At 59.8% G+C, this 13279-nt stretch carries 7 protein-coding genes; all 7 read right to left on the bottom strand.

What is annotated here, in order from left to right:
* Positions 1 to 6 precede the first annotated feature (6 nt).
* Complete coding sequence (locus tag BLQ41_RS13215) at positions 7 to 2601, bottom strand: beta strand repeat-containing protein (protein ID WP_090181489.1); 2595 nt, start codon at positions 2599 to 2601, stop codon at positions 7 to 9.
* Between the two features lie 166 nt (positions 2602 to 2767).
* The gene (locus tag BLQ41_RS13210) at positions 2768 to 6364 is read right to left on the bottom strand and encodes a glycosyltransferase (RefSeq protein WP_090181487.1); all 3597 of its coding nucleotides are present in this window, start codon (positions 6362 to 6364) and stop codon (positions 2768 to 2770) included.
* 116 nt (positions 6365 to 6480) lie between these two features.
* On the bottom strand, positions 6481 to 8058 hold the full coding sequence (locus tag BLQ41_RS13205) for a flagellar hook-associated protein 3 (RefSeq protein WP_090181485.1): 1578 nt from the start codon (positions 8056 to 8058) through the stop codon (positions 6481 to 6483).
* 13 nt (positions 8059 to 8071) lie between these two features.
* On the bottom strand, positions 8072 to 10111 hold the full coding sequence (gene flgK, locus BLQ41_RS13200; protein ID WP_090181483.1) for a flagellar hook-associated protein FlgK: 2040 nt from the start codon (positions 10109 to 10111) through the stop codon (positions 8072 to 8074).
* Positions 10112 to 10134: 23 nt separating this feature from the next.
* Positions 10135 to 11427 (bottom strand): flagellar assembly peptidoglycan hydrolase FlgJ, encoded by a 1293-nt coding sequence (flgJ, locus tag BLQ41_RS13195; protein ID WP_090181482.1) that lies wholly within the window; start codon positions 11425 to 11427, stop codon positions 10135 to 10137.
* Between the two features lie 11 nt (positions 11428 to 11438).
* Positions 11439 to 12527 (bottom strand): flagellar basal body P-ring protein FlgI, encoded by a 1089-nt coding sequence (locus tag BLQ41_RS13190; protein WP_167360535.1) that lies wholly within the window; start codon positions 12525 to 12527, stop codon positions 11439 to 11441.
* Positions 12528 to 12554: 27 nt separating this feature from the next.
* Positions 12555 to 13250, bottom strand: coding sequence for a flagellar basal body L-ring protein FlgH (flgH, locus tag BLQ41_RS13185; protein ID WP_090181477.1), 696 nt, complete (start codon positions 13248 to 13250; stop codon positions 12555 to 12557).
* Positions 13251 to 13279: the final 29 nt, after the last annotated feature.

The following is a 13279-nucleotide window of genomic DNA, read 5'->3' as shown; positions in this document are numbered from 1 at the left end:
AGGATGTCATCCAAACATACTGAACGCATCCGCACTAACCGGGAGGACGTCTCCATTGGCAGCCTTGAAACTTTCGATGGTGTTGGCGCCTGCGTACCAATCCTGCAGTTTCACACCATGGTCGGGCACCACAGCCTGCTGATCAGCGCGACTGAAGAGATAAAGATCATCGCCCACCCGCATGAGATTCAGGTCAGCAGCGCTGGCAACGTTGTTCAGTATCAGCGTGTCATTGCCGAACATGCCCTGACCGTCATCACGGATCGTCACCAGGTTACTGGTGTTGACGGTATAGGTATCGTCGCCCTCTCCTCCGTTGGCGAAACCACCGGCGTTCAAGAACAACTGATCATTACCCTCTGCGCCCAGCAACACGTATTGATTGCCCGTGCCCGTCAATACATCTTCGCCTGCACCGCCATCGGCCGTTCCGCTGGCCACTGTGATGTTGTCATTGCCACCTTCGCCATAGGCGAAGCTTCCCCGATCATCGACCGCGGTGACAATAACGTCGTCGCCCTCGCCGCCGTACAGCATGTCGGCCTGGGGAGCACTGCCCGTATCAACCTCGGCAGAAGGCCCGTTCGCAGGCCCCAATCCGCCATACAGGTGATCGGCGACCCAGCCACCGTGAATGACGTCATTGCCCAGACCGCCCTCAAAGTAATTGCTGGAGATAAGGTTGCCTGTCAGCGTGTCGTTGAAGTGACTGCCACGCAGGATCTCGATATCAATGTATTGGTCACCCGAGGCGATTCCAGTCTGCTCTCGCGTCATCAGGTCGAGGTTGACGCCGACACTGCTGTCGCCGTAACTGACGACATCCACGCCTTCGCCACCGATGAAAATGTCTGCACCGTCACCGCCGAACAGCAGATCGTTACCCTGGCCACCCTGAATGGTGTTCTCAAGATCGTTGCCATAACCGGTGAAGTCGCCGGTGCCGGTGTATGTCAGTTTCTCGATGAATGAGTCCAGCGTCGTCACCGCCAGGCTTGTGCGCACCTCATCGTTGCCACCGAGGAAGTCTTGCTCAATGATTTTCACGCCCTCGGCGTTGATGTTGTAGACGTCGTCGCCTCGGCCACCTTCGAACGTAACGCCGCCGATGGAACTGGTGAAGGAATCGCCCGCGTACGAACCGATGACCTTTTCAATGTTGGTCAAAGTGTCACCTTCAGCACTGCCACCCACGCCAGGCTTGCCGACGCCGTCTCTGATATCGACCGTGACTGCACCATCGGACCAGGAGTAATCGACGGTATCAAAACCGTCCCCGCCATCGAAGCCGACCGGCGCGTCATTCGCTACAAAATGGTCGTCGTAGTTCGAGCCACGGATGAGCTCGATGCTCGTGTACGTATCGCCCAGCGCCGCACCGGTGCTTTGCTGCCCCGACACCAAATCAACCGTCACACCCACCGCACTGTCGGCATAGCTCGCCGTGTCCAGGCCCGCACCACCGATCAAATGGTCCGCGCCTTCGCCACCGATCAGCACATCGTTACCCGCACCGCCAGTGATGGTGTTGTCGCCAGCATTACCGTAACCGGTGAACGAGGCTTTCCCGGTGTAAGTCAGCGCTTCGATGTTGGCGTCCATGGTGTAGGAAGCCAGGCTGGTACGGATTTCGTCGTTGCTCGCGGAGATGTCGCGCTCGGAGATCGTGATACCGCGAGTGTTGATGACGTAGACGTCATCCCAGATCGTGCCAACGACGTGCTCGATGTTTTTCAGCGTAACGCCTTCGGCATCGCCGCCAATGCCAGGCTTGCCCATGCCATTGCGGATATCGAGGGTGATGCCCTGTTCCGACATCGAGTAATCCACCGTGTCAAAACCATCGGCACCGTCCAGAGACTTGAACCCCGCAACGTTCATAAACACGTCGTCATGGTTCGAGCCACGGATCGCTTCGATATCGGTATAGGTGTCGCCGACTGCGATACCGGAAGTGTTAGAGCCGTACTTGAGATCGAAAACCAGGCCCTCGGTGCTGTCGGTGTAGCTTGCCGTGTCCCAACCTGCGCCACCGATCAAATGATCGGCACCGCCACCGCCTAGCAGCACATCATTGCCGGCACCGCCGGTGATCACGTTATCGCTGGCATTGCCGTAACCGGTGAATTTGCCGGCCCCGGTATAGGTCAGGCGCTCGATGTTGTCGTCCATGGTGTAGTGAGACAGACTGGTGAGAATCTGGTCGTTTAACCCTCCCCCCCAACCCTGCTCGATGATTTTGGTGCCGCCAGCGTTAACGATATAGGTGTCATCACCTCTGCCGCCTTCAAGTGTCCGGCCTGCCAGCGTGCTGGTGAAGGTATCGTCATAGTCGCTTCCAATGACCTTCTCGATATTTTTCAGCGTATCGCCTTCGGCATCGCCGCCGATACCGGGCAGGCTGATGCCGCTACGCAGGTCGATGTTAATGCCGGCCGAGGACCAGGAATAATCCGCCGTATCGAACCCTGCACCGCCGTCGAGCTTGTCCGCGCCAGCGCCGCCGATCAGCACGTCGTCGCCGCGCAGTCCATTGATGACGTCATCTCCATTACTGCCTATCAGCGTATCCGTGCCGTTTGTTCCGTTAATAACTGCCATGTCTTCTTCCTTGCCTTGTTGTGAAAAAACCAAATCCCTGGACAGATATCGACAGTGCCAACCAGAAGCTTGAGCCACACCGAAAAATCATCGGCAATCAGTCAACCCGCACGCAAAAAAAAGGCGACTCAAGGTCGCCTTTTTTTTGGGGGGAGGCGGCAGATGATCAGTCCGCCAACCAGCCATTTTCCCAGTAGCGCAGATTGTCGCCGCGCAACACGTAGTCGCGCAGAACCACCTCGCGCAACTCATCGCCCATACGGTAACTCGCGTCCGGGTCGGCCAGGTGCATGCGGATCGCTTGCAGCCATTCATCGGTGGAGTTGGTTTTGATCCGGGTACATGGCAGATACCCGCGATAAGCCTCAGTGTCGGTGCAGATCACCGGGTAGCCGCAGGCCCCGTACTCCAGAAGACGCAGGTTGCTCTTGCAGTCGTTGAAGATGTGGAATTCCAACGGTGCCAGCGCCAGGTCCAGGTTCAGACTGGCGAGCTTCGCCGGGTAGACGTCCAGCCCGATCACCCCATGGAACTCATGCATGTAGGGACGCAAATCATCCGGGCACATGCCGAAGAACACCCAGTCGACTTCGTTGGCCAATTCGCGAACCACGTCGGCAATCACTGCCAGGTCGCCGTGGTGACTGGTACCGCCGCCCCAGCCGACCCGAGGTTTTTTTGAAGTGCGGCGCTGGCTGCGCATGTCGCTCCACAAGTGCTTGGCCAGCATGTTTGGCACGACACGAATGTCGTCATGCATGTCCGACAATGCGTTGCCCAGCGCGTCGGTGGAAACCACCACGCGGTCGCACATGCCGATCGCGCGCCGTACCAATTTCTCCATCTCGTCCTTGCCCGGCATGTTGCGGATATGCGCATTGCGATGGGGGACGTTGATGACATAGTCATCCAGCTCGTAAATCCGTCGAGCACTGGAATAGGTTATCAGGCCCGGAATCTCGTTGATCGGTCCTTCGGAGTAACGACCCTGCAGGATGATCACGTCAGGTGACTGACGCTCGACCTCAATGATCGACGGCAAGTTGTAGTGAATACGTCCGTGAGCCCTGCCCGCCGCTTCCAGTTCGATCAAGGGCTGCGTCACGCGGTAGTGACCAATGGCCGAGGCATTGACCGGCAGTGCAAGAATTGTCGGCAACTGAGATTTCGAGAACGGGCTCCAGCCGGCACGCAGGCCCGGCTCAAGGCTGAAGCTCGAGCCGCCCAACCCGTGCAACGACAAATTGACGTTGTAGGCCGGATCGCGAGCAACGATGGGCAGCCAGCGTTTATAAAACACTTCCTGTTCCTGGCTGCGCGAGGCCTGTTCGGCCTCTGACAACGTTACTGCTGGCTGGGCGCCCAGGGCCAGTTTGGCAAAGGGTGTCCAAACCACCAGATAACCGTCCTGACCCACACGCAGGCACAGGTCCACTTCGTTGAGGCTCTGGCCCAGGTTCTGCTCGTCAAGGCCACCGACCGCGTCAAATACGGCTTTGCGGATCATCAGGCAATCAGCGCCGACGGCACTCAAGTCATGGACCACCTGCAGGCGATACATATAACCCGCAGCGTTCAGCGATTCGCCGTAAAACGGCACGCCTGCCGGCCCTTGCAAACCAAGAATCAGGCCCGCGTGCAGGACCCGTCCATCCGGGTTGAACACCTTCGCCCCCACCACGCCGACTTCCGGTCGTTGTGCGTGATTGAGCAATTCATCCAGCCAGTCGCTCTGAGTGATCACGGTGTATGGGTTAAGCATCAGCACGTAGTCGCCAACAGCCTGCTTCACGGCGAAGTTGCGCACCGCCGCGCCATTGCCTTGCTGTGGATACGTCAACACACGAATCCGCTCGCTGCCCAACTGCGCCATACCCGTCAGCCACGCGTGGGCCTCGGCGCTTTCGCTACCGTTGTCGACAAGCAGCAACTCATATTCGCTGTAGGCGGTTTTTTCCAGCAGGCTCTCCACACAGCGCTGCATGGCGATGGTCTGATCCTTGCCAACGATGACGATCGACACTAACGGACGACCCTCATGGTGATAGTCAACCCGGTTAAGCAACGTCGAACCCGCGTCGCGAATAACATGTGCGATGCCCATGCGGTCCAGGTGCGCTTGCAGCAACAGCGGGTTGTTATTGACCACTTCAGACTGGGACAGCCACTTGGCAAGGTCGAACGGCGACTCCAGGAGGATTTCGGCAACGTGTCCGATCACTTGCGGGCCGTCATTCTCGACCAGACGCCAGAGCACATCGTGAGGGGCCAGTTCGCCAAAGACGGAATCAAAACCGCCCAACGCCAGGAACGCTTCACGGTCAAACGCCAGCGCTCGTCCCACATAGGGGTAGCTGCGCATCAAGTCCAGGTTAAAGTCTGGCTTGAACGCCGGCTCGGCCGACTCGCCCTGCCGCAGGCCACCTTCATCGCTGTACAGGCATTTCAGCGTGCGCGAAAGGGCAATCCGCTCAGCCATTACCAGCAAGGCCGGCGCCACCAAGCGATCGCCGGCACGCAGCAGGTAGAACCAGTCGGCCCCGTCCAGTTGTGGCAACAGATCATTGATTTGCTGCTGCCAGTCATCTTGCAGCGGCAAACGGAAAATCCGCTCATCCAGTTCGGCTTCCATGCACGCCGAGGACAACACCAGTGTCAGTTCAGGTGGATAGTCTTGCGCGGCCAGGGTTTGCAACGTTTGGTCCAGCGCTGAGCGGCTGCCCTGCTCATCAATAATGATCGGGACGATTTTTGGCGTGCGCGGCCAGCTCACCAATGTTTCGGGCAACAATGTGCGCTGACCGTCCGTGAGGCAGCGGCACGCCAGCCACTGGGCGTACAGCTCGGAGAAACTGACACTGGCGATGCCGACATGCCAGTCCTGGGTGGTCTGTTTGGTACCCAGGGTTCGGCTCAGCGGTAACTCTTCCCAAACCCGAGGCAACTCGTCGGCCTTGGTCAACGGCAGGTAGCGAACCCAACCCGGCGCTGGCGCGGATTCGCCGCTGCGGGCCTTGAGCATCTGCAACAGCCATTGCCGCTCGGCCTCGACCGAATCCTTCATCGATTGTTGACCGCTCAAACGCTCCGGGTACAGGCGCTCGACACTCAACACATGATTGGACACCACCAGATTGCCGCGCCGCAGCAGGCACATGTACAAGGCGAAATCCAGGGTCGCGACAAAACAATGACCGGGTTGAGTCAAGGCCGGCAACAACTCCAGCACATCGGCACGACGGAACATGGCATTGCTGAAACCGCCGAGGATATTGACCGGGAAATTCTCGAAGATCGCCAGCAGGTCTTCACCCTTGAACAGCCCGCACACCGGGGAAAGCGGTGTGTTTTCAAGCCGCGAAGGCAAAGGCAAATCATCGGCATCCCAGAACAACCGCTGGGCCAGTACCAGATTCACATCTTCACGATCGATGAGCACTTGTGCCTGACGCTCAAGGCACGTAGCGAACAATTGGTCATCATCGCAAAGAAACTTGATGAACTCGCCTTGCGCTTCTTCCAGGCAGACTTGCAGGTTTCCCACCAGTCCGAGCGTGCGGGGATTGCGCACATAGCGCACGACGACATCCGTCTGCCCGCTCAACGAATCGACCATCTCTTCGATTTCAGTGCCACGGCTATCGTCGCAAACAATGACCTCGAGATTGCCATAGCCCTGGCTCACGGCACTGTGCAACGCCCGACCAAAAAAGCGCGGATTGAAGGCAGGAATGACAAGGCTGACAAGAGGGAGTGAATTCACGGCGGACTCGCAGGCGGCGAGAGCTCGCCCGGAAAAGCGAGCCCTTGGAACCGCGGAAAAAGACAGTAGATATGGGAGGGTCAGCGGTCACCGGACGCTTGCGCGCCCGGCTGCCGTCAGATTTTGTTGAACAGCCCCAGCGAAGTGATCTTGCTGAACGCCAGTTGCGCGGCTTGCAGCATGGTCTGCTGCAGAGTCAGGCGCGTCATGACTTCGGCAGGGTCGGAATCACGAATCGACGACTGGGTCGACGTGTTCGCCAGACCCAGGCTCTGGTTAGTGGTGGACTGATCGTCCAGCGACTGACCGCGCGCACCGATCGACGTGATGGCCGAACCCAATTGGTTGCTGGCGCTCTCCAGATTCGCGAGGCCCGAATCCATAGCCGCCTGGAATTGCTGCTTGGCGTTCGTGTTGCCATCGACCGGCGCGCTCATGGCGCTGATCATCTTGCCCAACGTGTCGAGCACGTTCTGGGTCTGGTGATCGTTGGACTGGACCGCGAACTGATCGTTGGCGGCAGGTGCACCACCGCCCAGGGTGAATGTCACGCCCGCAGCAGTGGCCGTCGACGGAGGACCGGCCACCACGGCGCCCGAAGACACGGGGCGACTGTCGGCGGTCACCGGTGCAGCGTACAGATCGAAGGCCGTGGCGCTGGTGAACTTGAGGACCGCCCCACCCGTCGGGAACGCAGCGTTGTAGGCCGCAGGGTTGGTGATGGCGGAACCTGTGATGACCGTTGTGGACGCGTTGCCGGCGCTGCGCGTGGCGTTGAACGAGTCCGGCGAGGCCGACAACTGGAAGGTGTGACCGGCAATCACGGTGTCCGGCACATCGCCCGACTTGAGGTTGATGTTCAAGTTCAGGTCGACACCCCGAAAGTTGACCACCTGGTTGGCGCCGTTGCTGTTGCTGAACGCGCCGTTCTGGCTGGCCTCGGTCGTTACGTCGTTGCCCAACCCATCGGTGATCTTCAGCTGGGTGCTGCTCAGGAAGGTAACCGTGTACGGCTGGCCGCTGGCGAACTTGGCGTCGTAGGTTGCGCTGTTGCTGACCTGACCATTGGACAGGACCACCCGACCATCATCCACCGCCGGAGCGGTCATGGTGGCCTGGGTGCGGCTGGTATTGATGGTCTGCTGGAACGCATCCCAGCCAGTGGTGTTGGTCGCCACCGACAAACCATCGCCGATGCCCAGATTGATGCTGGTCTGGTCACCGTTGTAGGTGTAGGTGCCGTCGGAATTCTGTGAATAAGGCGGGGTGTCGGTTTTCGAACCGGAGAACAGGAAGTTGCCGGAGGCATCCTTGGAGTTCATCAGGCCGAGCACCTGTTGCTGGATCTGGCCCAATTCCGAGGCGTACGCTTTACGGTCGTTGTCAGTGGCGATGCCGTTGTTGGCACTGAGGGCGATTTCCTTGGCGCGCTGCAAGGCGGTGCCAATGGAATCCAGGGTGGTTTCCTGCAGGCTCAATGAACTCTTGGTCGAACTGATGTTGCCGTTGTACTGATCCAGCATTGCGCTCTGCTGACCGAGCTGCAGCAAACGACCGGCACCGACCGGATCATCAGCGGCGGTGTTGACGCGCGTCAGGCTGCTGGCTTCATTGCTGGTCGCGATCGCCTTGTTGAAGTTGCGCTGATAGTTGGCAGCGGTTGTCTCGTAATACTGGGCGGTAGAAATGCGCATGAATTACGACTCCTTAAAGGCTGTTGATCAGCGTGCTGAAAATTTCCTGCGCAGCCTTGATGATCTGCGAAGACGCGGTGTAGTACTGCTGGTATTTGACGAGGTTGCCGGTTTCCTCATCCAGGTCGACCCCGGACAGGGAATCACGGGCGCCCTTGGCCTGGGCCAGGATCGCTGTGGTGGCGGCACTGTCAGACTTGCCTTGAGCGGCTTTGGTCCCGACGTTGGTCACCAGCGTGTTGTAGGCGTCGGTCAGGCTGATGCCCTTGCTCGCCGAACCGGTGTCCACGGTCTGTTTGGTTTGCAAACCGACCAGCGCTTGAGCGTTGCGGTTGTCCGAGGATGCCGCACCGGTCAGGGAGATCGAGAAGCTTTCGCCGTTGGCTGGCGAACCACCCACCGTGGTTTGCACGGTGAAGGTTTTCTGCACCGGCGGAGCGCCGCCCATGATCGGGTTGCCGCTGGCATCGATCATGGGCACGGTCAGGTTCAAGGTGTTGTTCTGACCCGGAACAATGGTGCCGCTACCCAACGGGTTGCCTTGGGCGTCACTCAGGTTGTAAGTCTGGCTGCCACCGCTCGGGGAACCGAACGTCACCTTCACTGGCGTCGAGTACTTGAGCCCCGTCTGCATGTCGGCCTGAGCCGCCGGGCTGTAGATGTCCAGCGTGCTGGTCAGCGTCGGCTGGGTGTAAGTGCCCGAGGCTTTGGAGCTGGCCACACCGCTCAATGGCGCTGCCGCCGCGATCTTTTTCGGGTCAGTCAGGACCGTCTGGATGCTGGCTGCGGCACCGCGAGTCGGGGTCACCTTGAAGCTGTCGCCAGCGCTCAGGGCTCCGCCGTTCAGTGACAGGCTGAAACCATCGATCACCGGAGGCGGCGTGGTCAAGGTGCTGAAGGCGCCCATGGCGGTGCCGTCAGAACGCTTGACGGTGTAGTCGGTTGCGGTGGTGAACGTCACCTGATAATCGCTGGTGGTCAGCTTGCCGGTGTCCTTGATGGTGACATCGAGGTTGCCCGAGCCTGCGCTGTTACCCGCCTGACCAATGCTGCGCTGGCTGATCAGTGCGGCGCTGTTGATGTTGTTGAAAATCGCCGCGCCGAATTCACCGTTCTTGTCGATGCCCTGCGCCTGCTGACTGTTGATCTGGTCAGCCATCACCAGGGCCACACGCCCCAGCTCGTTGAGCGACGGGTCGAGCACTTCCTTGCGATAGGTGAGCAGGCCGCCGATTTCGCCACCACTGACCACCGACGTGATGTCGATGGTGCTGGAGCCGCGATCCATTTGCAGCGCCATGCGCGACGGATCGTCTTTGCTCGGCACGGTGCCCAGGGTGTTGGTGGTGTTGCCGATCACCAACGGCTGGCCGCTGCCGACGTATATGTCGTAGCTGGTGCCGCGCTCGACCACTTGGGCGCCGACCAGCTCGGACAGCTGACGTACCGCTTCGTTACGGCTGTCGAGCAAGTCGTTCGGCTGACCGCCGCTGGTGGAAACCTCACCAATTTTCTGGTTGAGCGATGCAATCGACGTGGCCAGCTTGTTCACCTTGGTCGCCATGTCGGACAGGCTGCCATTGAGGGTGGTGTTCTGGTCGTTCAATTGCTTGGCGACGGTGTTGAAGCGATTGCTCAACGCCTGGGCGCCGGTCAACACCGACTGGCGCGACGTATCGTCGGTTGCCGATGACGAAACACCCTGCAGGGAGGTGAAGAATTTTTGCAGAACGCCGGTCAACCCGGTGTTGGTATCCGACAGCGTGGCGTCCAGCGGAGTGGCCTGAGCCTGGTACGACGAGGCTTCACTGTTGAGTGAAGTGGCGGTGCGCAACTGAGCATCGAGGTAGGAGTTGTATACCCGGCGAACGTCCGCCAGGGTCGTCCCGGTGCCGATAAACACATTACCGAACTGCTGCGAAGCCTTGGTGCTCTGCACGGTTTGCTGACGCGAATAACCGGCGGTGTCGACGTTGGCAATGTTGTTGCCTGTCACAGACAAGGAGGATTGGCTAGCCGCCAGACCCGACATCCCGATATTGAGCAAACTCATGGTTCAGACCTTATGCCTTGTGCCTATAAAGGCGTGGTGGTAGCGCCCGCCGCAGCGTAGTTTTGGTAACTCGTCATCTGCTTGGCTATCTGCGAAATCTTGCTCGCGTAGGCCGGGTCGGTTGCATACCCGGCTTTCTGCAACTCGCGTACAAACTGTTCTGGGTTATCGGCAGACTTCACCACATCTTGATAGCGATTATTGGTCTGCAGCAAAGTCACCAGGTCATGGAAGCTGTCTTTGTACGAATCGTAGGAACGGAACTCGGCCGTCTCCTTGACCATCTCGCCATTGCGGAATTCGCTGGTGATCGCTCGCGCCGAATCCCCCTTCCAGCTGGTGCCGGCCTTGATGCCGAACAGGTTGTGGCTGCTGCTGCCATCCTGGGCGCGCATGACCGATTTGCCCCAGCCGGTTTCCAGTGCGGCCTGAGCCACCAGGTAACGTGGATCGACGCCAATGCGGTCGGCGGCTTCCTTGGCCAGCGGCAACATGGTGTTGACGAATTCGTCGGCGGAGCTGAAGGCTTTTTTCGCGGGAGCCAAAGGAATCTGCGCCATGGCGCGACCATAAATCTGCATCTGCCCCTTTGACGATGTGTCCGTCTGCGAGGCCAGCCAATCGCCGTTGAACAGCGGGCCGGCGCCAGTCTTGGCGTTCTGCGGCAACTGGATCCGGGTCTGCGCGGTCACGGCAGTGGCCGCAGTGTTCGTGACCGACGGCACCAGCCCGGCGAGCAAACGGTCCGCCAGTTTCGGCGGCAGCGCCAGGCGCCGCTGATTGAGCATCGCCACATCATTAGTGTGATCGGCGGTGTGCATCGGCACCCTGCCCGAGCGCGACGCCCACAACGGACGCTGACCATTGAGGCGCGACAACGGACCATTGGTGCCCGTCGTGCCTGCGTCTATCGGGGTTTGGACGGCCGCTTTCGCCGCCGCCTGTTTCGCCGCAGATGCAGCCTCAGCCTCACCTGGCGCCAGCGGTTTGTTCTTCGACATCTGCCGCATCAGCACATCCGCCAGACCAATACCCCCGCCTTCGCGGGACATGGAAACCGCTAATTGCTGGTCGTACATTTCCTGGTATTGCTTGGCGGCCGGCGTGTTGAGCGGGTTGTCCTTGCCCAGCGCTTCGGTGGCCGAACGCATGGACTTGAGCATTTCACCGAGAAACAGCGATTCGAACTCCTGCGCGACCTTACGCATATTGCCGTCGCTGTTCTTGTCGCCGACCTTGAGCTGGTTCAGGCGATTGAGGTCCGAGTAAGACCCCGAATCACTGGTGCTGAGTGTGCCGGCCTTGCGCATGTCCATGGTCGCTGTCCTCAGATCACGATCAGGTCGGCTTGCAGCGCGCCGGCCTGTTTCAGTGCTTCGAGGATGGCCATCAAATCACCCGGCGCCGCGCCGACCTGGTTCACCGCACGCACGATTTCGTCGAGGGTGGTGCCCGGGCCGAACTTGAACATCGGCTTGGCTTCCTGCTGGGCGTTGACCCGCGAGCGCGGCACGACGGCTGTCTGTCCGTTGGACAAAGGGCCAGGCTGGCTGACGATCGGGTCTTCGGTAATGGTCACGGTCAGGCTGCCGTGGGTCACGGCGGCCGGGGACACTTTCACGTTCTGGCCAATGACGATGGTGCCGGTACGGGAGTTGATGATGACTTTCGCCACCGCCTGGCCCGGATCGACTTCAAGGTTTTCAAGAATCGACAGATAGTCGACCCGCTGACTCGGGTCCAAAGGCGCCGTGACGCGAATTGAGCCGCCGTCGATGGCCTGGGCAACGCCAGGGCCGAGCATATCGTTGATCTTGTCGACCACGCGCTTGGCGGTGGTGAAGTCCGAACGGTTGAGGTTCAGGGTCAGGCTGTTGCCCTGGTTGAAACCGCTTGGAACTGAACGCTCGACCGACGCACCACCCGGGATACGACCCGCCGACGGAACGTTGACGGTGATCTTCGAACCGTCACGACCTTCCGCATCGAAACCGCCGACCACCAGGTTGCCCTGGGCGATGGCGTAGACGTTGCCATCGATACCCTTGAGCGGTGTCAGCAGCAAGGTGCCACCGCGCAGGCTTTTGGAGTTACCGATGGAAGAAACGGTGATGTCGACCTGTTGACCCGGCTTGGCAAACGCCGGCAATTCAGCACTGATCGACACCGCTGCGACGTTCTTCAGTTGTACGTTGCCCGAACCTGGCGGCACCTTGATGCCGAACTGCGAGAGCATGTTGTTGAAGGTCTGCAGGGTGAACGGGGTCTGGGTCGTCTGGTCGCCGGTGCCGTTAAGCCCGACCACCAGGCCGTAACCGATCAATTGGTTGGTCCGCACGCCGGAAATGCTGGCGATATCCTTCAGACGCTCAGCTTGAGCGTTGAAGGCTGCGGACAGCAACAGAGCGGCCACCATGAGACTTTTGAAGTTCAACGTAGCCACCTAGAAAGGGAACAGCGGGCTGAGGAAGAAACGGTCGAACCAGCCTGGCTGACTCGCATCGGCAAACGAACCGGTGCCCGAGTAGGTGATACGCGCATCGGCAATGCGCGTCGACGAAACCGTGTTATCGGTGGCGATGTCATCGGCGCGAACCAGGCCGGCAATCCGCACCAGCTCATCACCGGTATTGAGGGTCATCCACTTCTCGCCGCGCACCGCAATGATCCCGTTGGGCAACACGTCGGCGACGGTCACGGTGATCGAACCGGTGAGGCTGTTGCCCTGCCCGGCCTTGCTATCGCCCTTGGTTGCGCGGTCGCCGTTGTAGCTGGCATCCAGACTCAGATCGCCGCTGCCGAGCGGGTTATTCGTGTTGGGCGTACTGCCAAACAATGAGGACAGGCCAATGCTGGTCTTGCTGGTCTTGCCGACCTGGGAGTTGGCGTTCTTGCTGGCCTGGGTCTTCTCGTTCAGGGTGATGGTGATGATGTCACCGACCCGGAACGCCTTGCGGTCGCTGTACAGGTTTTGTTCGAAACCGGCCTGATAGATCGAGCCATTGTTGGCGGCAGCCGGCAACGGCGTGCGCGGCAACACCGGGGCGTAATAAGGGTCATTGGGCTTGGGCGTCGGCGCGACGCAGCCTGCAAGCGAGACCACCCCACTCAGTGCCAGAACAGATACAAAGCGATTCATGACCCTACCTCACGGTGCTGCAGGCGGCT

The organism is Pseudomonas arsenicoxydans (genome assembly GCF_900103875.1).
GTDB lineage: Bacteria > Pseudomonadota > Gammaproteobacteria > Pseudomonadales > Pseudomonadaceae > Aquipseudomonas > Aquipseudomonas arsenicoxydans.
The sequence above is the reverse complement of the archived record's forward strand: the minus strand, read 5'-3'. Positions and strand labels throughout refer to the sequence as shown.

Excerpts from the sequence above, each read along its gene's own strand:
- BLQ41_RS13190 (WP_167360535.1), bottom strand. The coding sequence starts at position 12,527 with ATGGTGGCCGCTCTGTTGCTGTCCGCAGCCTTCAACGCTCAAGCTGAG.
- BLQ41_RS13205 (WP_090181485.1), bottom strand. The coding sequence starts at position 8,058 with ATGCGCATTTCTACCGCCCAGTATTACGAGACAACCGCTGCCAACTAT.
- flgK (WP_090181483.1), bottom strand. The coding sequence starts at position 10,111 with ATGAGTTTGCTCAATATCGGGATGTCGGGTCTGGCGGCTAGCCAATCC.
- flgH (WP_090181477.1), bottom strand. The coding sequence starts at position 13,250 with ATGAATCGCTTTGTATCTGTTCTGGCACTGAGTGGGGTGGTCTCGCTT.
- flgJ (WP_090181482.1), bottom strand. The coding sequence starts at position 11,427 with ATGGACATGCGCAAGGCCGGCACACTCAGCACCAGTGATTCGGGGTCT.
- BLQ41_RS13215 (WP_090181489.1), bottom strand. The coding sequence starts at position 2,601 with ATGGCAGTTATTAACGGAACAAACGGCACGGATACGCTGATAGGCAGT.